Below are 22085 nucleotides of genomic sequence, written 5' to 3'. Positions count from 1 at the left end.
CGCTATTCTCTGCATTGAGCTCCCCTTGCCTTGGCTGCTAGGCGGAGATGCCGCCGCTGCCCAACGTGACATTGATGGTGAATTGCGATCCCGGCGACACCGACTTGGTTGTCCGCCAGTTCCTGCCGCCAGGTTCGCGGATCAGTGCAACGAAGCCCAGAGCCGTCGCGTCCGGCTCGACCGTGATGGTCTTGGATGCGGATTTTCCCGGTGCAACGGCGATCTGATCGGACCCGATAAGATCTCCTGCGAGTGCGCTGCCGGCATCCCCCTGCAGCGCAAAGTAGTCAGCGGAATTGAATTTGCCGGTGCTTTTCAAGCGCATCACGAGGACCGTCACCGGCCGGTCGCCGCCACCTGGCCCCGGGTTCATCCCGGCCGCGCCGCTCACATTGACGGTGATCACCGACGGCTTTGGCGGACCGCTCTGGCACGCCGCAAGCAGCCCGGTCGCGCCTAGGGCAATCATCAATTCACGTCGGTCGATCATGGCTCACTCCTCCTCATATGCATCTCGAAAATCAGTACCGATTTCCCCAAGGAAACTTTTTTCCGCGCTCTCGGCAATTTCACGATGGCGTTTCTGATAGAGCTCCCACAGCTTGGCGCCGCGCCCGCCAGAAAGCAGGGTGCCGATCGCCGAATTCGATTTCAGCTCTTCCTCGATCACTGCCGGGTCAAAACGATCAATCATCCGTCGCAAAGCGGCCTGTATGCCTCGCCAGGCGCGCACGTGATGTTGCGCCAGATCGCGAATTGCATCGGCGATTGCCGCCTCCCCGGCGAGAAATCCGGGGCTGCGCTCGGCGATAAGCGTCACGATGGCGTCGTCGACCGTGGGCAGAAACTTGAGCGGGTTGACTTCGGAGGCCCCGACCATTGTCTGGGCGACGCGAGCGTTTCCTTTCTCCTCGGTCCGTTTGCGCAGAAGCTGCATGAGGCCTTCCATCATCAGCCGGTATTCGCGGCCGAACTTTTCCATTTCCGCGATGCTGTCGCGCCCGGGGAAATCTGCTTCCTCGACGCCCATGCCGTGCAGGAATGCGGAGCGAAGCGCCATCTCCCCCCGCTGCGCCGTTGCCGCCGGGCGGCCAGGTTCGGAGGCAGCACCTGGGTGCGATGGAGGCAGGACATCGGCTGGTTGCCTGGCCAGATCCCAAGGACTGACGGATTGCGAGGGTTGGGCGCGCTCGCGCTGTCCGGTCGAGCCGGTGCCGCCTGCCGAACTGGGCGTCGAGATCGGTCCGAAACCAAAATCATCATTGAAATCGCGCAGCTTTCCAGCAGCGGTATCGGCTCCGCGGCTGGGACAGGGGGATGGGTCGAGGCTGAACGGGTCCGCCTGATTCGCCGCGTTATCCGGCTCAAGATAAGCGGCTGCATTATTCGACACCGGCGTTGAAACCGGATCGAGGCTGAACGGATCATCGAAAGCAGGCGAGTTGCGCTGGCTGGCGCGCTCGAACGCGCCAGGGATCGGCTGCTCGAACGGGTTCGGCAGATCGGCCGGTCGTGGCCGTGGCGGCACTTCCTCGACCTTTGCGGAAAAGAAGTCATCGCCGCCGATGCTCACTGGCGCCCGCGATGCCGGCGGCAGGCGTTCTGCCACCGGCTGGCTGGCCGGGGATGCTTGAGCGGTTGGTGGCTGCTCATCGACATAGACGACATAGTCGCCCAGTCTCAGCCGCATGCCGCTTTGAAGGCGCGTCGACTTGCCCGGACCGAGCGGGCTGTGAGCATCGTTTATGAACAACCCGCTGCTCGACGTGTCGGTAACGAAATATCCGTCTCGCCCGCCTGAGATCTTGCAATGAGCGCGCGAAACGAACATGTCGGGATCGTCGATCTGCCAGCCAGCGTCCGCGCTGCGGCCGATCACCAACTCACCGTCGTCCAAGCGAGTCTGCCGTACCGCCTGGGTGCGTGGCCCGTGCTCCAGCGTCAGCAGCAGACTCATGCCGCGACCCTCACCATTTCCGGCCGCCATCCGACGATTGTCTGCAGCCGCATATCGTCAGCATCGCCCCTTTCAGCGGGCCGCGCAAGCCAGGCGGTTCGGCCAAGCTGTACCGCTCCGATACGAGGCGGCGGCACGGCATCACGCGCAAGCACGATGCGCAGGTCGACATCGAGCGATTCCCCGACCATTTCGCGAACCGCCTGCTTGAACAGTTTGAGCCGCTGACTGCCAGGCAGGAATGCCTTGAAATCATCATATTTCAGCGGGCCGACCCGCAGTTCGATCCTGCTTTGTCGGCTGAAAACGCGTGGGCCGATCGTCGCCCCCCGGCCGAGCGCTGCATAGGCTTTTGCAAGGCAGGTCTGGAGGCCGGGTGGTATGGTTGTCCAGGCGGCGATGAATTCCTTGATCTGTACTGGTACCTTGAACGCTTCGGCCAGGAACAGCGTCAATCGTTCCGGGCCCTCGACCTGGCTGGCAAGCGAAGCCGCCTGGCGAAGCTTCACCGTATCGAGCTCGATGTTCTGGGTGCCGGGAAGGCCGATCCCAGCCATGGCCGCAAGCATAGCGCGAATGCGCCCACCGACCGCGCGTTCGACCTGTACGGCCGGTTGCGCATCCGCCCACGCCCGATAATAGAGGGCGATCATGCGGTGTTGCAGAATGTTGACGAAGTCCACGAAGGTCGTATCGCTGGTCAACTGTGCGTCGGCGCCTGCGAACCAACGCTGCGACAGGCGGTCGAGCACCCAGCGCGTCAGATGCAGCGGCATTGGACCCTCGGGTCCCAACAGACCGAGATTTGCAATCGTGACCCGGGCCGGCTTGCCGTCCTCGGCTCCCCGGAAATGAACCAGATCCCGCGCGGAAAAGGCGAGGCGCACATGCTGGCCAAGCCGTGCCGGCTCACGGTCGAGGCGGCCTGAATGGCCGAAAAGGCCGTTGCCCTGTTCGAGACGGCGCAGCAGTTCGAAAAAGTCGAACCCTTCAAACAGAGCTTCGGCGGTGCTTGGGGTGGGCTTGTCTAGATCAGGTAGCGATTGCCGGGCGTCATCGGCCATGGCACATCCTCCTGCTTCTGCAGCAGCCGCGTGCGGGTCCGCACGAAGCCGTTTATTCCGACATAGCGGGCAAACAGCCGTGCCAGCAAGGCCGAAAGCAGCAAGGTGCTTTGGCCGGCCAGGACCGATTCATCGACGTGCAACGTCACCTCGGTACCGCGTCCGAAGCACATCGGCCCATTGATCTGCAGCCGTTCGACGACGGGCCGGGAGTCGACGCGCACGATCGAATGGACGTGGCGGGCAAGGCTCGGATCGCCGCGGTCGGCGTAGATGTCGAGCAGCGCATGCAACGGGTCGACGCCGCGGCCATCCTTGGCGAGGCTGACGAAGTTGAGCATGAGCTGTGCGATCAATCGCCAGGCTAGGTCGTCGGCGCGCGATTCACCGTCGGCCCCTGTGGGCAGTGCCGCAGGGATCGCCGGCTGCGGTGGACGCAAGGCTCCAAGAAGCCTGACGGTTTCGACCGGGTCGCCGGCCTCCAGCGTCAACGTCGGACTGTCGTCGAGGATCGGCAGGTCACGATTGGTGCAAAGGGCCAGGACGTCGAGACGCTTCAGCGGCCGGTTCGCCGGAGTGGCAAGCGGCCGCGATACGGCCAGGAAAACATCGTCGCCGGTGTATGACGTGCGGGTCAGCCCGTCGCGCCGTTCCTCTTCCGTCGCCCGCCGCGGTCGCCGTTCGGTTGAGTAGACCCAGCCACCGCCTGTGTTCTGCCCCAGGCTGAAGAGTTCGGGAATTTCGGCCTCGTTGCCTTCCGTGTCGGCGTCCTCGACGCGGATGATCCGATAGATTTCAAAGTCGCGCGCGCGCGTTCGGTCTGCATGCAACACCTGGCGTGTCTTGCGCGCATCGACCTCGACCACGTTGCACTCACGTTCGAATAGATTGATGATCGGCGTTGCGAAAAGTTCGAAGTCCACCGGCGTCAGATCGGCCAACTCGGGCACCGGACGCCTGAACAGGAAAACGATCTCAAACCCAGCGTCGCATCGACGCACGATGGGCTGTAGCCCCGAAACGCGTACATAGTGGAAGCGCTCGGGCATCATGAAGTATTCGCGCAGCAGGCGGTATCCCTCGAATGTCGGGCGGGTGCGCGGCATCAGGGCTTCGTCGTCGCTGATGCCGACCATGTCTGGTGCGGGCAAGGGCGAGAACGGGTTGGTATTGCCTTGCGCACGTGCGCCAACGGTCGAGCAAGTGCCGAAAATCGCGTCGAACAGCAGCGACGCCTTTGTGCGCCTGGCAAAATAGAGGTCGAGCCGGTCGAGCGCCAATTCGTGGAGCTTGCCCTTTCCGGTCCGGGCCAGCGTGATGCGGAGCGCCGCCTCGCCGTGCACCCCGCCGATCGTGGCTATGCCGCCTGCCGCCAAGGCGCTACGATCTTGGAAATAGCTGACTGAATTAATCGCTATCGGCCATAGGGTCACTTCTTGCGCGGTCGAGAAAGTGCAGCGCGTCGACAGGCCGGGCTGCAGGCTGGAAACCAGCCGCGTGTTGCGCTTGACGACATGGCCGTCGAGCATGGTCTGCACCTGCTGGCCCGGCTTTAGCACCACCATCGCCGTTGCTGGCGCGGGCGTGATCAGATCAGGATAAAGGACGTCGAGGACACTTCGCGAGAATCGCGAACGCTCGGCGTCGACCTTCAGCCGGGTGCGCGCGGCAAGGAAAGCTACGCCGTCCAGCAGCCGCTCGACATAGGGGTCCGGACAGGGGACCGTGTCGAGGGAAAGGTTGCGCGCCACCGCCGGGTGCATGTCGGCAAATTCCGCCGCAAGGCCGCGGATATGGGTTAGTTCCTCCTCGTAATATTCGACGAAGACCCTATCCATGTCAGGCGTCCCTGATTTCGGTCCGCGCCAAGCCGTTATCAAGATTAATCGTGGTGCGCAGGCGCATGCGTTCCGGCGTCGGCGTCATGATCAGCACACCGTCAATCTCGATCTTCAGGCCCATGGTCTTGTCGCCAAGGGTGACCGTGACCTTTGTCTCCCTATCCTTGAGGCGCGGCTCGAAAGTGGCGAGCACCGCGCGGATTTCACGCGCCAGCACATCGCGATCAAAGTCGCGCGACGACCGGCCCGAAAAGGACGGCACGCCGTAATTGACCACACTTCGGCGCACCTCCGGAAAGTCGGCAAGCGAAGGTGGGTTGTCCGACACTTGTTCATTTTCCAAATCGGACAGAAGCGGTGTGGCCTCGAATCGCTCGGTATTGAAGAGCGCCTCGATGTCACGCCGCACCGCTTCCCTGAGCACACGGGCCGATACCACCACGCGACGGCCTTCGATCTCGAGGCGGTGCTGGGTCTGAAAGGCAAATCGATGCAGGCGGCGTTTCTGGTCCGCTGTCAGTTCCGCATCCGCATCGATGGTCCGTGCACTGCCGGCAACGAGGCTATCGAAACGGTCCGCGCCAAGCTCGTCCCGCAAGACTTGGCGCAGCCCGTCTATCTCCGAGGTCAGGCCTGGCAGGTCATTGACGAGGCGATCCCAAAGCGACGGCTGGACGGCCTCGCTTTTTGCTCGCAAGCTGCCCGTGAGCTGCTGCCTGCCCGCGCCTGGCCGCCGTACCTCACTTGCCGACATAGACATCCATTTCGGCTTCATCATTGCCGTCATAGACGAACTTGATTTTCTTATAGGCGAAGCTGACAGCTTCCTCGATCAGGTCTTCCTCATCCTCGGCCTGCGACATGTCGTATTCCATGATCGAAGCATCGGTGAGGGTAACGACCAGGTAATCCTTGGTCTCGCCATCGATTGTCCTGCGTGCCGAGAACACCACTTCGTCGAGCGCCTTGTTCTCGAACAAAGCCTTTTTCAGATAGGGCGAGGATTTGTCGTAGTGTTTGATGAACTTGATCATGCCCATGGACACGCGGCCTCGACGTGAGAGCGAATTCGGGTCATAGGGTGCGACCATCTTGTAGTCGACGCCATGGATTTCGATCTCGTCGTCGTGACCATCGCGGGTGCTGGGGCCTTTGATGTCGGGAACCTTCAGAAAACCGTCAATCTTCACTGGCATTGTCTCTCTCCACCACTTTCAAAACCAAGATGTTGTTGCTGCAGATCAAGTCTTAACGGAGGGCAGTTCCGACACCAGCCGCAGCGAGGCGTTGATGCCCTCCAACTGGTAATGCGGGCGCAAAGCGAAGGTGGCATTGTAGTAGCCGGGCCGCCCCTCCACGCTGTTCACTGTAACCTCCGCGGCAGCAAGCGGACGCTTGGCGCGCGCCTTGTCGTCTGCGAAGGCGGGATTGGCCAACACGTAGCGGTTGATCCATTCCGTCAGCCATATCTGCATGTCGGAGCGCTCCTTGAACGAGCCGACCTTGTCGCGCGCAATCGCCTTGAGATAGTGCGCAAAGCGTGAAACCGGGAATAGATAGGGCAGATTGGCGCTCAGGCGCTCATTGGCCTGCGCATCGGGGTCGACCAGCCGCCCCGCCCGTGTTTCGTCGTCCTGTAGCGAGTGCGCGCCGATGAAGGCCGCGAGATCGGTATTCTTTCGATGCAGGATCGGCATCAGGCCAAGCTTGGCAAGCTCCGCCTCACGCCGGTCATCAATGGCGACTTCGGTCGGGCATTTCATCGCTACTGACCCATCATCGGTGGGGAAGCTATGCACCGGCAGGTTGAGGACCGTGCCGCCATTCTCGACCCCGCGGATCTGGGTGCCCCAGCCAAACAACTTGTGGCTGCGGTTGATGTTGACGCCCATCGGGAAGGCGGCGTTCATCCACACATATTTGTTGTGGTCGCCGTGCACCTCTTCCTCGAATGTGAAACCCTTTACCGGAACCGTCTCGGTGCCGTAGGGCAGCCGTGCCAGGACGCGGGGCATGGTCAGGCCGATGTAGCGGGCATCCTCACTTTCGCGCAGTGACTGCCACGAGGCATAGGCCGCGTTGGAGACGATCTGCTGCAGGTCTTGCGGGTTCGGCAATTCTTGCCAACTATCCATACGGAACAGGCGCGGCGAGGCAGCCGCGATAAACGGCGTGTGCGCCGAAGCACAGATGCCGGAGATATTGCGCAGCAGACCCACGTCGCGCGGGTGGTTGGAGAATTCATAGGCGCCGATCACACAGCCGATCGGCTCGCCACCAAGCATCGAATACTCGTCTGTGTAGACTTTCTTGAAGATCGGGCTCTGATCCCACATCTGACCTTCATAGTCTTCGAGCGTGTCGGCCAGTTGCTCCTTGGAAATGTTCATCACCCGAATTTTCAGCTTCTGATCCGTCTCGGTGTTATTGATAAGATACCAGAGGCCACGCCAAGTGCCTTCCATCTCGCGCACTTCCGGCGCGTGCAGGATCTCGTTGACCTGTGTCGTCAGCACCTTGTCGATGCCGGCGATCAGCGATTTGATCGACTTGATGGCATTGGACGAAATGGTCGTGGTTTCGGAACGCGACTGCGCCGCGAGCGCGAGATTGCGCACGAGTTGCTGCAGCTTCTCGCTGTCGTCCTTCTTGACCTTGAAATCCTTCTCCAGGAGCCCGCTGAATTCTCCAAGGTCTATGGCTTCGGCCTCGGCGGCGACGTCGGCGGTTTTTTGCTGTTCAGCCATGATCTATTCTCCCGTCTTGTCGTCGTCGGCCAGCGCCTGGCCGGCGATCTTGCCAAGAAGCGGCTCGTTGTTCAGCAGCTGCGCAATGCGCTTTTCGGCATCGACGCGGCCATCCATGAAGCCCAGCAATTCCTCGAGTTGACGACGCATCTTGAGGATCTCGGCCAGTTGCGGAACCTGCTCGGCGATCTTGTCGGGGGCGAAATCGCCCATTCTGGTAAAGGTGAGGTCGAGCGCCAGTTCCTCGTCGCGCTCCTGGCCTTCGGCCTGCGGCAGCGTGTTCTTCACCCGGGCTTTGACCCGAGGCCCGAGCGCCTCCATGAACTTGGGGAAGCGGTTCGCGTCGGTCTCGACAAAGGAGCGGTCCAGCACCGACTTTGACGCTTCCTTGGTTTGCGAAGCGCCGGAAAGGTCGGCCATCACGCCCATGACAAACGGCAGTTCGATCGTTGTCGGGCTGCCATAGGTTTCCACGTCATAGGAGATCTGCACGCGCGGCGCACGATTTCGTTCGATGACCTTGGATTTGCTTTCAGCTGGCATGTGTTGTTACCTTTCATCCTTCTGAGCCGTCTTCTTGACGTCTGGAACGCCGGCGAGAAGCCGGAATTCCTTCAGCCCCGAAGGGGCGAGATCTTCCATCAGTTCAACGAAATCCATATGCACCATTCGGCGCACGCGCCGTGCCAGATGCGGGATCGGGCTGGACGGTTCGGTGCGGTCATAGAAGGCGACCACGAGGTCAAGGCATTTGACGACGTCATCGCGCGACGAGATCCGGTCGGGCAGGTCGCCGCTGCCGGACTCTGCGTTGCCTGCCACGCTTGCCATCGTGTCGGCTCCATAACCGTTGCGAACAGCTGTTGCCGGTTCTGCGGGCGCTTGCACCGGTTTGCCCGCGCCATTCCCCGCGGCGCCGGCTGCCGAATTCCGTTCGAGAGTCGTCAGCAAACGTTGCAGAAACCGCTTTAATTCCGGAACGCTAGCGCCACCGCCTCCAAGGTGGGTGTTGAGGGCGCTGTCGACCGCATCGAGGCCGGCGATCGCGGCGCGGGCGTCGGCGAGGAGCGACATCATTTCTGCCGCGGCCTGTTCGATCTGCGCCGCGCACGCGCTGCGCACCCGGTTGACCAACTGCCCGTGCTCGCTTGCGAGTTTCGCCTTTTCTGCCGTGTTCAGTCCCGAAGCAGCCTCCTGAAGCATGACCCGCTCGTCGAGCGAACCCTTCTCCAGATCCTCACCCAGGACAGACCCGATGGAACGCGGCGCAAAGAAGGTCATTTTCCGCAAATCTTTGAGCAGGCCATTCTGGCTGTTCTGAAGGTCAGTAAGCGCGTTGATGCGGCGCAATGCGGCGTCGCGCGGCGTGGCGCCCGGTCGCAAGGCCGGATGCATGGTCGCCCAATGCTGATCGAAGGTTTGCGCTATGAGGGTCAGGCCGTCGGCTAGACCGGCCAGCCGGTACTCGTTGGCCAGAGCACGCGTGACAATGACGAGAAGGCGCAGATCCCGGCCGAGTGGGCGCAACTCTTCGGCCTTTGTGAGCACGGCGGGCCAGTCGATCGGAACGTCGACTTCCGTGTTTTTGCTGCCCCGGAACTCGACCTTTTTCTGCTGCTCCGTCAGGCGCTCCAGCTCATGGAAGGCTGGATCGTTGCGCAAATCTTCCCCTGACGGATTTTCACCGTCGAGCGGAGTAAGCCAAAGTGCGACATCAATCACACAGACCCCCAGCGACCGGCCCTCAACGGCACCTAACCCAACGTTACCACACTGACGTGCCGTACGCCAATTAAGCCGCCGCTTAAAAATTAACGAAAGCTGACCAACCGCGTGTTCGCAATGTGGAGGGCTTGGCGAGACTGCCCAACACAGTCGGTAAAATGCCCCCATGGATGCACGAATTCGTCTGCCGCCACTGGTTCGAGCTTCCAAAGGCTGACGGCACCGAACCACCGGCGCGCCCGCATCCATCGGGCGCTTTGTCAAGTGGCGGCTTATGTGGCAGGGTATCCATTGGCAGATTGCAGGAGCACGTTCGATGGAACAGCGCCGGTCGTCACAGAGCTTCAAGCGTAAGGAACTGGTCGGCAAGCTCAATCCTGTCGGGGTGCGTGCCTTCAAGGCAGCTGCGGACACCGCCAAGCTGCGCGGCAATCCTTACGTCGAACTCGTCCACTTCATCGAGCAACTGGTGCTTTCCGATCGCTCGGACGTGCAAATGATCATTGCCGATGCGGGAGTGGATGTCAGCCGGCTCACGGCCGATATGACCCGCGCCGTGGACAAGCTGCCCTACGGCGCCACATCGATCGAGGAATTCTCCGACCACATCTTTCATGCCATCCAGGAGGCCTGGAACCTGGCGACGCTTGAGTTCAACGTCGAGGAAGTCCGCAGCGCGCATATTCTGCTCGCTTGCCTGAAGACGCCGGTGCTAGAGGGCCTGCTGTCGAAGATCAGCGGCGCATTCGACAAGATCGACGCGGACGCGGTGATCGCGCGGTTCGCCGATGTCATGGAGGGCTCACTCGAAGCTGGCACCTCGACCCTGACCTCCGCACCACAGGCGCCACGACGCGTAGCCGGCGCCGATGCGGCGTTGGCGAAATATGCGACCGACCTGACCCAGCGTGCCCGCGACGGCCAAATCGATCCTGTCGTTGGCCGCGACCCGGAGATCCGGCAGATCGTTGATATCCTCATGCGACGGCGGCAAAACAACCCGATCCTGACGGGCGAAGCCGGGGTCGGCAAGACTGCGGTCGTCGAGGGCTTCGCGTTGCGCATTGCCCAGGGCGATGTGCCGCCTATGCTAAAGGGCGTCAGCGTGCGCATGCTCGACATCGGATTGATGCAGGCCGGGGCAAGCCTAAAGGGTGAGTTCGAAAAACGGCTGAAGGCTGTGATCGACGAGGTGCAGTCGTCCGAAACGCCGGTTATACTTTTTATCGATGAGGCCCACACCTTGATCGGCGCGGGCGGCGCTGCTGGAACCGGCGACGCGGCCAATCTTCTGAAGCCGGCGCTGGCACGCGGTGAATTGCGCACCATCGCAGCAACGACCTGGGCTGAATACAAGCAGCACATAGAAAAAGACCCCGCGCTGACCCGCCGTTTCCAGGTGGTAAAGATCGACGAGCCCTCAGAGGCTGTGGCCGTTCTCATGTTGCGCGGGGTGGCCGGCGTTCTCGAACAGCACCACCAGGTCCAGATACTGGATGAGGCCATCGAGGCGGCAGTCGGCCTGTCACACCGCTATATCCCGGCGCGGCAATTGCCGGACAAGGCGGTAAGCCTTCTCGACACCGCTAGCGCCAGGGTCGCCATATCGCAGCATGCCACACCGGCCGAGGTCGAGGACATCATGCGGCGTCGCCAAGCGCTGGAGGTCGAGCGCGGTATCATCGATCGCGAGGCGGCGATCGGCATCGACGTTACCGAGCGGCAGGCACGGGTCGAAACCGGACTTGACGAAACTGAGGTCACACTGATCGCTGCGCAACAACGTTGGGATCGAGAAAAAGTCCTGGTTGCCGAGATACTTGAATTGCGTGCCCGGATACGGGGCGATGGTATGCCGCTCGATGCGGCAGAAACGCCGGAGTCCGAAACAGCAGATGCCGACGCCTTTGAGGCTGGGCTGTCTGAGACCGAAATGATCGAAGGCAAGGTATCCAGGACAGAGCTCGAAATGCCGGCTGTTGCCGAGCAACCTCCACATCCGGTCGCCGATCTTGCCCGTCTGCGCGAACTCATGGCCGAACTTGCGGAGGCACAAGGCGAGGCGCCGCTGATCCTGCCATCGGTTGACCGCAATGCCGTGGCTGCGGTGGTCCAAGACTGGACTGGCATCCCCACTGGGCGGATGCTGTCGAGCCAGACCGAAAAAGCCCTGCGGCTGGCCGTCACTCTGTGCGAGCGCGTCGTCGGCCAAGATCATGCCATGGAGATGATTGCCAAGCGTGTACAGACCAGCCGCGCCGGGCTTGGCGCGCCGGAAAAGCCGGTGGGCGTGTTCCTTCTTTGTGGCCCCTCTGGTGTGGGCAAGACCGAAACGGCACTGGCCCTTGCGGAGACGCTTTATGGTGGCGAGCAGAACCTGATTTCGATCAACATGTCGGAGTTCCAGGAGGCGCATACTGTCTCGACCCTGAAGGGTGCGCCGCCCGGCTACGTCGGATATGGTAAGGGCGGTATCCTGACAGAGGCTGTTCGACGCAAGCCCTATTCGGTGATCCTGCTCGACGAGGTCGAGAAGGCGCATCCCGACGTCCACGAGATCTTCTTCCAGGTTTTTGACAAGGGCATGATGGACGACAGCGAAGGGCGGCGCATCGACTTCAAGAACACGTTGATCCTGCTCACCTCGAACGTCGGCTCTGAAGTCATCATGGACCGGACGAGGAACGGCACGGTTCGGGCCGGACTAGACGATCTGGATAAGGCCTTGCGCGCGCCTTTGCTGAAGGTTTTTCCTGCGGCGTTTCTTGGACGGGTGGTGACCATTCCTTACTATCCGCTGTCTGATTCGATGATCGAGACGATCACTCGTCATCAGTTCGCCAAGATCGCCCGCCGGTTGAGTGCAACCAGTGACGCGGAACTGGTGATCAGCGACGGTGTCATCGATCTGGTCAGGGCACGATGCACGGAGATCGAATCCGGCGGGCGGATGATCGATACCATCTTAACCAACACACTTCTGCCGGAATTAAGCCGCGGCGTGCTCAACCGGTCGCTGGAGGGTGAGAAGATGACGAAGGTGACGGTCGGAGCCTCCGAGGGCGGCTTTACATATTCTTTCGAGTAATGATTGGATTATGGTTTGCGCATTGGACCATCTCTCGCCACAGATTGGCATGGCGCTCGCAAAGGAGGTCTTTTTCTTCGACGAGGCGACTAGACCGTCTTGCTTTGTCGCTTTCCATCGTAGTCCCCGGGTGTGCTCATCCTAGCCCCGGGATTATACTGAATGTGAATATGCGGAAACATAGGCCCTTGGTCGTTCACGAGGACTAAATACTTTGCCTTGCCAAGCTCAGAATTAAGTTCCTGCTGTAAGAAGTGCCCCAAAAGGATTGACAATATACCTGTCCCACGATCCGCCAGCTTTCTTGTCCTAATATCGATTGCGTTACCGGAATGATGAAGGGACCAACGAGAGTGATTATACCACTCCTTTCCAGCGGTGAGCTCAAGTTCAAGGTGCCTCGGCGCGTATTGCTTAAAAACACGTCGAATTATCGGAATGGCCTGCTGCATTGGCGGACTTAGCCCGCTTTCGATCGTTCTCTGCCTCATCGCGATCTCCGTGAAAAAGAAAGCGTCATACCTGTACCATAATTTCCACAAGCACGCTTGATCTATGAATGCCCAGGCCCAGAGCGCCCGCATCAGTCCGACCTGAGCGCACGAACCGGCCGCGGGATCGCCGTTACACTGCTCGGTCGGACGCTGGCTGCGGATGCCCATGTAGGCAGCACGGCGTCCGATGCCGACTCGGTCGGTAATGGCTGTCATCGACCGTCCAGATCTCGTCGATATGAGTGGAAACGAACGCCGAGGTCCATGGCCTGGCCGAGACGCGCACAATGTGGTCGGGCAGGTTGTCCTCGCGCCAGCGGGCCAGTGACTGCATTGCAGCCTCGACGTCTTCGGCGCGCCGCAGCCCTTCAAATCCGCCCTTTAAACCTCGGTAAGAGCGCCAATGGTCAACGGCGATACGTACCGCTTGATCTTCGCGACAGTTGAGAAATGCCCTTGAGGCTGCCGGGTTGGCTCCAGCCCTTTTGAGCAAGGCACAACGAGGTGATTCGCACTCGCTTCGAGCCGCGCAATAGCCGCATATGCCTGTGGTCTACAATCTCTGCGGGTGTGGTACAGGACCAACATCGCAGCATAGGATTCATTTCGCGCTGAATGGTCCGGAACGGATCATTCAGGGGAGAGTAATTTCTAAAAAGTCGAGTTTACTCAACCCTGCGGCGTGCAAGAACGTGGGGTCGGCGCGTTAGTTTTCGCTAAATTAGAAACGTGAATGTGTCCAGCCCCCACCCCGTGACACTGGCCGGTTAACATGACTTCTTCTGACCACGATCTGGCTGCCGGTGCAGATCCGGCCGATCTCGACTTGCTATCCGGCGCTTCGGTGACGGAGGGTCAGTCAATAGTAACCCGCCAAGGCCGAGCCTCTTATTTTCTGATGCCTGCCGGCTTACACACCTTCCACACGAACCATCACCTTGTATATGTCGGGCTCGAGCCCGCGCCGGGCGCTAGTGCCAGGCTCGGCGATGGCAAGGCCGAGCGCTATGACGCGCCGGCAGGAGGCATCATCGTCAAGCCGGCGCATCTTGAAGCGCGCCTGCACCTGTCGAAGGCGCGGGAGAGCGCAATCATCGTCTATCCTGACGACAGCCTGAGGGAGCTCGCCAGACAGCAATTCGGCTCGGCGGAAGCGGAGTTGACGCCTCCGCCCTTGGGCACGCGCGACCACAATGCGTTGCGTGTCGCCCAACTGCTCAAGGCGGAATTCATTAAGGAGGAGGGCGCCAATCACTTCCATGTTGAGCAGCTGATCGCAGTCATGGGCGTCCACATGCTTCACGCCTATGCCTCGCGAAGCAGCGGGCCGGAGAAGTTCAAGGGCGGCCTTTCCAGGCAATCAGCGCGTATTCTGCAGGACTTCATGAACATGAATCTCGCAAGCAAGATCTCTGTCGACGAACTGGCTGCTCTTGCCGGGCTTTCTCCCAAGCATTTCAACCAGGCTTTCAGTCGGACTTTTGGGAGGTCGCCGCATCGCTACCTGTTGGATTTGCGTCTGGACCACGCGACACGGCTGCTTTCCGAGGGAGACATGTCAATTGCCAATGTCGCCTATTTCAGCGGGTTCTCCAGCCAAAGCCATTTGACGGCGGCAATGAGGAAGCATCGCGGCACCACACCGGCCCGTTTTCGCTCGCCGACCTGAAAACGTCTCGACCCGAAATCATACATTAAGGCTATTTAAGTCTTAAAGAATAATAACTTGTGCCATTAGTGTAACACTCAGAAAAATCCTGGCCGATGACACGACATACCTGACTTTTTCATAAAAATATCGAACTTTTCTGAAATACGCGCCGGCTATTCCATGCCTTTCTCCATGTTGTGCCGTGATTCATCGGGAACCGGTACATTATAACTTGCTAATGCTGTGGTATCCGGGGGGCATATGACTGGGGTGGCCGGCAGCGGTACGAACCACGATCACATAGAGGCCGGCGGTGGAACCGGCGACATGAGACTGAAAGCAGATGGCCCGCATCCCGGTCGCGCATCCTCCCAAGCGCGCCCGGGCTATCTGGGAAACCGGTGCAGCCGCACGTGCGATCCGGCCTTTTCACGGCTGCTCCGTGGAGGCCGCGTGACCAAATGGAAGGGTCAGGTAGCGAGCTTCGCACCGAACCTAGTGCAGCTCGTTTTCGCGACGGCAAGAGCTGCACGCACACTGGGCTTTCCTGCATTGCTGCTTTTGGGGCTGGCAGCAAGTCCCGCGGCGGCGGCGGACCTGTACTGGGATGCCAACAACACCGGTGTGGGCGTCGGCGGGGGAGGGACGTGGGACACTACTTCTTCCCTATGGAATACGACCGGCAACGGTGTAGCTGGCCCATTCACGATCTGGAACAACGCGGCGCTGGACGACGCGATCTTTCAGGGGACGGTCGGCACCGTGACGCTCGGTGCGCCGATCACGGTGCACAATCTCACCTTCAACACCGCAACCTATACCATTGCCGGGACCGGCGGTAACACGCTTACCCTCGCCGGCGCGACGCCGACCATCACCGGCACCGCCACGATCAGCGCGGTCATCGCCGGGACTGCGGGCCTCACCAAGGCTGGTGGAGGCACGCTGACGCTGTCCGGCAGCAACACCTTCACCGGCGGCGTCAATGTCAATTCCGGATCGCTGACAGTCACCTCAAATGCGGCGCTTGGCAGTGCTAGCAATGTGGTGAACCTGGCGAACGGGGCTGGCCTTAGTACGGGCACAACGGGTGGCTCGCTTGCAGGTCGGACGGTCAGCCTAGCAGCCGGACAGGGGGGTATAAACGGAGCCGGCGCCGGAAGCGCACACTACACGGGAGCCGGCGGGCTCTCTGTCGGCGCTGTGGGAAGCACCGGCTCGATCACTCTCAGCGACAACACCAACGATTTCGCCGGGGCGGTAAGTTTTGTCATAAACAGTGCGGCGGCGGCTTCCTTTATCTCCGTGGGCAATATCGGAGAAGCCAGCGCCCTCGGAGCCGGAGACACGATCAGTCTTCAGGCCAATTCAGGCGTATCGGCCCTGAACTACGTTGGAAGCGGCAATACCTCGAACCGGAACTGGCAGATTACCACCGGAATAGGCTCGCCTACCGCCCTGATCCAGAACTCGGGTACCGGCACGTTGACGCTGACCGGCAATATTTCCGCAACCGGCGGCGCAGCGGTAGCATTGTCGGCTGCTAACGCTGATTTGCAGGCTCTGGGTGTCATCAGCAGCTCGACGGCCAACACGTTTAGATTCATCGGCAGCAGCACGGGCACGATAACGCTCGGTAATGCCAATAGCTTTACTGGAGCCGCGTCGATCGAAAGCGGCATCGTCAAAGCCGCGACACTGGCCAACGGGGGGGTGAACAGTTCCCTCGGCGCAGGCACGAGCATCGCCTTTACCAACGGCATTCTAAGCTATACGGGCGCGGGCGCGGGCAGCAACCGCGCATTGTCGGTTGGCGGCACGACAAGCGCCATCCGCAACGACGGCTCGGGAGCGTTGACACTCAGCGGAGCTACATCCCTGGCGGGCAACCTGACGCTCGGCGGCAGCTACACAGGCGCGGATAACACGATCTCCGGCATCATCTCAGGTAGCGGCAACCTGGTCAGCAGCGGTAACGCTACATGGGTGCTGACCGGCGCTAATACGCGCACGGGCGCTATCACTGTGAGCGGCGGCACGCTGCGCGCCGGCAGCGCCTCGGCCTTCGGGACGGTGACCGACATCACCGTCAATGGCGGCACTTTGGACCTAAACGGCAACAACCTGGCGCCCGCTTCACTCAATGGCACTGGCGGCACGGTGGCGATGGGCAACGCCAATCTCACCCTCAACCTTGGCTCGGGCGTTAATAACAGCTACGGCGGCATCATCGCCGGGTCCGGCGCCAGCCTGACCAAGTTGGGCGCCGGCACGCTGACCCTCACCGGGGCCAACACCTATACGGGCGCAACGACCGTGGGCGGCGGCACTTTGGCACTCGACTTTTCGCCTGCCGGCGGGCCCACCAGCAACATCATCTCCGCTTCGTCTGCGCTGGTCATGAACGGCGGAACGGTCAAGATAACCGGCGCGGCGGGCGAGAACGACGTTCAGAATTTCGGTGGGCTGACTGTCACAACAGGCAACAACACGGTAAGCGCCACCTCCGGAACCGGCGGCAGTATGACCGTCAACCTTGGCGACATAACCCGCACGGGCGGCCTTGCGAATTTCGTGCTGCCGACGACGGGCGCAATCACAACGACTGGTCTGGATCGCGCGCTGGGCGGCTGGGCTACCGTCAATGGCACGGACTATGCCAAGGTGGTTGGCGGGAATATTGTCGCCTTTACCGCTGCAGACTACGTCAACCAGGACGATGCCAGCCAATGGCAGACCAACCAGGTCCTGAGCGATGCCGATGGTGTAAACACGCCGTTCTTCAACACCGTAGGGTCAAGCATCCAGATCGGCGGCCTGCAATATACCGCAGCAGCCAACTCCACGGTCACAGTCGCCGCCGGCCAGACCCTCGGAGTGGATGGAACGATCATCGTCGCGCCATCTGTAACCGGAGGGAGCCAGACGATAACCGGCGGATCGATCACAGGTACGCTGGGTGGCGGCGTGCTGGGCATCCAGCAAAACGGTGGGGGTGTCTTCACCATCGCCTCCACCATCGTCGATAACACCGGCATGGTAGGTTTCAGCAAAGCCGGCACCGGCAAGGTCGTGCTGAGCGGCAACAATACCTATACCGGCGCAACGACCGTGAGCCAGGGTACTCTCTCTATCAATTCGGTTGCCAATGGCGGGGCCGCCAGCGCAATCGGCGCGGCGTCGGCCAGTTCATCCAACCTGGTGATCCAAGGTGCGACGCTGGAATATTCCGGCGGTACGGTCTCCACGGACCGTGGCCTGACCATCGCGCGCGCCGGCGCGGTCACCTCCAGCACGATCTCCGTCACCAATGCTGCTGCCAACCTGACAGTCTCCGGACAGGTGGTGAGCACAGACGGCGCCAACTTCATTAAGGACGGCCCCGGCACACTGACGCTTGCGGGCAACAACAGCTACACCGGCACCACCACAGTCAACGGCGGCACGCTTGCCGTCACCTCGCTCGCCAACGGAGGCCTCAACAGCTCCATCGGCGCCTCCAGCAACGCCTCCGCGAACCTCGTCCTGCAGAACGCCGGCAAGCTGGATTATCTCGGCGCGACAGCGACAAGCAATCGGGGCTTCACTCTGGCTTCTGCAGGGGCCATCGGGGTAAGTAATGCGTCGACCACGCTGACGCTCAGCGGCGCGGCTACCGGTCCCGGCCGTCTTACCAAAACCGGCGCAGGCACTCTGATGCTCGCTGGCTCCAACAACTACACCGGTGGCAACTCGGTGACCGCCGGCACTCTGCGGGCGGGGTCAACAAGCGCCTTCGGCACAGGTCCGGTGGACGTAGCCAGCGGGGCGACGCTCGACCTCAACAATTTCGCAAACACGATCGGCGGGCTCGGCGGCACGGGCAGCGTCACCATGGGCACGGCGCGCCTTACGATCAGCGGCAATGGTTCCGCGTTCAGCGGCATCATCAGCGGCTCCGTTGCTGGCGGCGTGACGTTGACCGCAGGTGTGCAGACGTTCAGCGGCTGCAATAACAGCTATAGCGGTTCCACCGTGCTGCAAGGTAATAGCACCCTAAACGTCGGCTGCCTCGCCAACGGCGGGCAACCGAGCGACATCGGCACATCCGGCAGCGCCTCGACCAATCTCGTCTTTAACAACGGTGCCCTCAACTATACGGGCGTAACGGTGACGACCGATCGGGGGTTCCAGCTTCTGGGCGGCACTGGTGCCGTGGGCGTCGCCAATGCGGCAACGACGCTGACCTTTGGCGGTCAGGCCATAGGGGGTGGCATTCTCCGCAAGGACGGCCCGGGCACATTGGTGCTCTCAGGCAATAATACCTATACCGGGGGAACAATCGTGACCGCCGGCATCCTGCAGGCCGGTTCGACCAGCGCCTTTGGCACCGGCGGCATGACTGTAAATGCCGGCGCAACGCTGGATCTCAATAACCTGAGTAATACGGTCGGCGGGCTCGCCGGTGCCGGCAACGTGGCGCTCGGGTCTGGCACACTCACCTTGAGCGGCGGCTTCAGCTTCAGTGGCTCGATCACCGGCAGTGGCGGCCTCGTCAAGAGTGGATCCGGCACGCAAACCTTTTCGGGCTGCAGCAGCAGCTATGATGGCAGCACAACAATCAATGGAGGCGTGCTCGCAGTCAGTTGCCTGAACAATGGCGGCGTCGCGAGTTCCGTTGGCGATTCCAGCGCCGCAGCGACCAACCTTGTGCTCAACGGCGGCACGCTGCAATATGTCGGCGTCGGAGGCAGCACGAACCGGCAGTTCACGCTAGGCAGCAGCGGGGGTACGCTCGACGCCTCCGGCAGCGGCGCGATTAATTTCACCAGCACTGCCGCGGCTGTGCTGCCCGGCGCCGGCAACCGCACGCTGACGCTCACTGGCGCCAGCACGGCCGACAACACGCTTTCGGCTCGCATTGACGATCCATCGGGCGCCACAACCGCGCTCACCAAGACCGGCACCGGCACCTGGGTGCTGAAGAACCAGACGAGCACTTATTCTGGAGCCACCACGATCAGTGGCGGCGTGCTTGCTGTCGACAAGCTTGCCGATGGTGGCCAGGCGAGCTCGATCGGTAAGTCGACGAATGACGCCTCTAAGCTTGTAATCGGTACGGGCTCGACGCTGCGCTATACAGGCAGTGGTGATACGACTGACCGTCTGTTCACGCTGCAGACCGGTGTCAGCTTTATCGAGTCCTCCGGCACTGGCGCCATCGTCTTCAGCAATACGGGTTCGGCGGCCTATACCGGCGTCGGCAGCCGCACTCTTGCGCTCGGCGGCACCAACACCGGCCTCAACACGATGGGTGGGACCATCATTGACGGTCCGGGCGGCACGACCACTCTCGCCAAGAATGATTCCGGCACGTGGGTGCTCACCGGCAACAACAGCTTCACCGGCAACACGGTCATCAATGACGGAGACCTGATCATTGGTAATGGTGGTACGTCGGGCAATGCCGGCGCCGGCAATGTCATCGTCGCCAACGCGACCTCGACGCTGTCGTTCAATCGCAGCGACAGCTTCAGCTTCACGGGCACGCTGAGCGGTCTAGGCAACATCGCCCAGATGGGGACCGGCACGACGATTCTCACTTCGGCAACAAACGCGATCGGCGGCAGCACACGCATCGACGCCGGCGCGCTGCAGGTGAATGGCGGCCTGACGAGCACCGGGGGAACCACGATCAACGCCGGCACGCTGCAGAGCAATGGAGGCGGCGCCTCCATAACCACGCCGACGATCACGATGAACGCCGGCTCGCAGCTCAACGTCGGCGGCGGAACGGTCCAGGCAGCCGGTGGCACGCAGACGTTGTTCACCGGCGGCACCGGCGGCGCCACGATAAACATCACGGGCGGCACGCTGCTCGGCAACGGTACGCTGGGCGGAGGCGGCAACATTGTCAATCTCACCGCCGGTTCGCTCAACACCGGCGCAGCCGCATTGAATCTCGGCAGCGGCAACGACACGTTCCTGTTGAGCGGTTTCGCCACGATTGCCGGAGCAGGCGTCGACGGCGGTGGCGGCTCCGACACGCTGCAGGTGAACACCACCTTCAACCGTACGCTCGATGGCGCCCAGATTACCGGCTTCGAGAGTTTGAACAAGCAAGGCTCTGCCACACTGACGTTGACCGGCAATCATAGCTTCGGCAGCGGCACGACGATTTCGGGCGGGACGCTACAGGTAGGCAACGGCGCTACGGCAGGCTCGCTGACCACACCGACGATCGCCAACAACGGCACGCTCGCTTTCAACCTGAACAACAACTATGCCTTCGACGGCGCGATCTCCGGGACCGGCTCGGTCAACAAGCTCGGCACCGGCATCACGACGCTGACCGGCACCAACGCCTACAGCGGCACCACCAACCTCAATGCCGGCACGCTGCTCATCAACGGCAACCAGTCGGCCGCGACCGGACAAACCAATGTCGCGAGCGGCGCGACGCTGGGCGGCAGCGGCATCATCGGCGGCAGCGTCACCGTCGCCGATGGCGGCACGCTCGCCCCTGGCGGCGCCGGCAATGCGCCGGGCACACTGACCATCAATGGCAATCTCGCGCTCGGCAATTCCATTCTAAACGTGAACTTCGGCGAGGCGAATGTGCCGGGCGGCGCGTTCAACGACCTCATCAATGTCGGCGGCAACCTGACGCTGGACGGCACGCTCAATGTCACGCAATCGCCAGGCGGCAGCTTCGGACCGGGCGTCTACCGCGTCATGAACTATAACGGTACGCTGACCAACAATACCCTCGATGTCAGCGACCCCAACTATTTCGTGCAGACCTCGGTGGCCAAGCAGGTCAACCTGGTGAATTCGGCGGGCCTGGCGCTGAGCTTCTGGGACGGCGACGCCGGCCCGCATTCGAACAGCATTGTGGATGGCGGCAGCGGCACGTGGCGTGCTGCCGGCGACACCAACTGGACCGACAAGGACGGCGTGTTCGCGGCTCCTTTCGCCAATGCCAGCTTTGCCGTCTTCCAGGGTGCGGCCGGCACAGTGACGGTCGACAACACCAACGGCCAGGTGCAGGCCGCCGGCATGCAGTTCGCCACCCATGGCTATGTGGTGCAGGGCGGGGATATCGCACTGATCGACGACACCACGCAGGTCGGTCTGCAATCGATCATCCGCGTCGGCGACGGCACGTCGGCGGGTGCCGCCTATGTGGCCACGATCAGCTCCGACCTCTCCGGCACGACCCAGCTGGTGAAGACGGATCTCGGCACGCTGGTGCTGGAGGGCACCAACAGCTACACGGGCGGCACCTTCATCGACGGCGGCACTCTGCAAGTTGGCAGCAATGCCAGCCTGGGCGCCGCAGCCGGCGCACTCACCTTCGACGACGGCATGCTGCACACGACGGCCGATATCACTTCAGCCCGCGCCGTGACGCTCAATGCCGGCGGCGGCACCTTCGAGACCGACAGCGCGACCAGCCTGACGCTCACCGGCACGGTCGGCGGCGCAGGGGCGCTCACCAAGACGGCTGCCGGCACGCTGGTGCTGACCGGCGCCAAC

Annotated in this window: 12 protein-coding genes; 3 read left to right on the top strand and 9 right to left on the bottom strand. The window is 61.7% G+C overall.

Translation table 11 applies throughout. The features are described 5' to 3' along the window. Positions 1–37: 37 nt before the first annotated feature. From tssJ to tssA, 9 genes are read right to left on the bottom strand one after another with little or no spacing between them, the layout of a single operon-like run. Positions 38–490, bottom strand: a complete 453-nt coding sequence (gene tssJ, locus LB532_RS23505; protein ID WP_140552893.1) for a type VI secretion system lipoprotein TssJ — start codon at positions 488–490, stop codon at positions 38–40. Positions 491–493: 3 nt separating this feature from the next. Further along, entirely contained in the window at positions 494–1957 is a 1464-nt protein-coding gene (tagH, locus tag LB532_RS23500) for a type VI secretion system-associated FHA domain protein TagH (protein WP_140640647.1), read from the bottom strand. Next, on the bottom strand, positions 1954–3021 hold the full coding sequence (gene tssG, locus LB532_RS23495; protein WP_140640645.1) for a type VI secretion system baseplate subunit TssG: 1068 nt from the start codon (positions 3019–3021) through the stop codon (positions 1954–1956). The genes tagH and tssG overlap by 4 nt, the downstream gene beginning before the upstream one ends. Further along, the gene (tssF, locus tag LB532_RS23490; RefSeq protein WP_140640643.1) at positions 2985–4859 is read right to left on the bottom strand and encodes a type VI secretion system baseplate subunit TssF; all 1875 of its coding nucleotides are present in this window, start codon (positions 4857–4859) and stop codon (positions 2985–2987) included. Before tssF ends, tssG begins: the two co-directional genes overlap by 37 nt. A gap of 1 nt (position 4860) precedes the next feature. Further along, positions 4861–5616 (bottom strand): type VI secretion system baseplate subunit TssE, encoded by a 756-nt coding sequence (gene tssE / locus LB532_RS23485; RefSeq protein WP_140640991.1) that lies wholly within the window; start codon positions 5614–5616, stop codon positions 4861–4863. After that, the gene (locus LB532_RS23480; protein ID WP_140552897.1) at positions 5603–6058 is read right to left on the bottom strand and encodes an Hcp family type VI secretion system effector; all 456 of its coding nucleotides are present in this window, start codon (positions 6056–6058) and stop codon (positions 5603–5605) included. Before LB532_RS23480 ends, tssE begins: the two co-directional genes overlap by 14 nt. Before the next feature lie 45 nt (positions 6059–6103). After that, positions 6104–7609: a type VI secretion system contractile sheath large subunit gene (tssC, locus tag LB532_RS23475; protein ID WP_140552898.1), complete on the bottom strand. Its 1506-nt coding sequence runs from the start codon at positions 7607–7609 to the stop codon at positions 6104–6106. 3 nt (positions 7610–7612) lie between these two features. Continuing rightward, positions 7613–8152, bottom strand: coding sequence for a type VI secretion system contractile sheath small subunit (tssB, locus tag LB532_RS23470; RefSeq protein WP_140640641.1), 540 nt, complete (start codon positions 8150–8152; stop codon positions 7613–7615). A gap of 6 nt (positions 8153–8158) precedes the next feature. Beyond that, the gene (gene tssA / locus LB532_RS23465) at positions 8159–9331 is read right to left on the bottom strand and encodes a type VI secretion system protein TssA (RefSeq protein ID WP_140640639.1); all 1173 of its coding nucleotides are present in this window, start codon (positions 9329–9331) and stop codon (positions 8159–8161) included. A 319-nt stretch (positions 9332–9650) separates the two neighbouring features. Here tssA and tssH point away from each other — a divergent pair, with 319 nt between their 5' ends. The 3 genes from tssH to LB532_RS23450 all read left to right on the top strand — a co-directional run. Next, on the top strand, positions 9651–12422 hold the full coding sequence (tssH, locus tag LB532_RS23460) for a type VI secretion system ATPase TssH (RefSeq protein WP_140640637.1): 2772 nt from the start codon (positions 9651–9653) through the stop codon (positions 12420–12422). A gap of 1266 nt (positions 12423–13688) precedes the next feature. Beyond that, positions 13689–14585, top strand: coding sequence for a helix-turn-helix domain-containing protein (locus LB532_RS23455; protein ID WP_140640635.1), 897 nt, complete (start codon positions 13689–13691; stop codon positions 14583–14585). Between the two features lie 435 nt (positions 14586–15020). Continuing rightward, on the top strand, positions 15021–22085 hold a 7065-nt coding region (locus LB532_RS23450), incomplete at its 3' end, for an autotransporter-associated beta strand repeat-containing protein (protein ID WP_181169399.1).

It is taken from the genome of Mesorhizobium sp. ESP-6-2, from assembly GCF_020164675.1.
Taxonomy (GTDB): Bacteria; Pseudomonadota; Alphaproteobacteria; order Rhizobiales; family Rhizobiaceae; genus Mesorhizobium.
The sequence above is the reverse complement of the archived record's forward strand: the minus strand, read 5'-3'. Positions and strand labels throughout refer to the sequence as shown.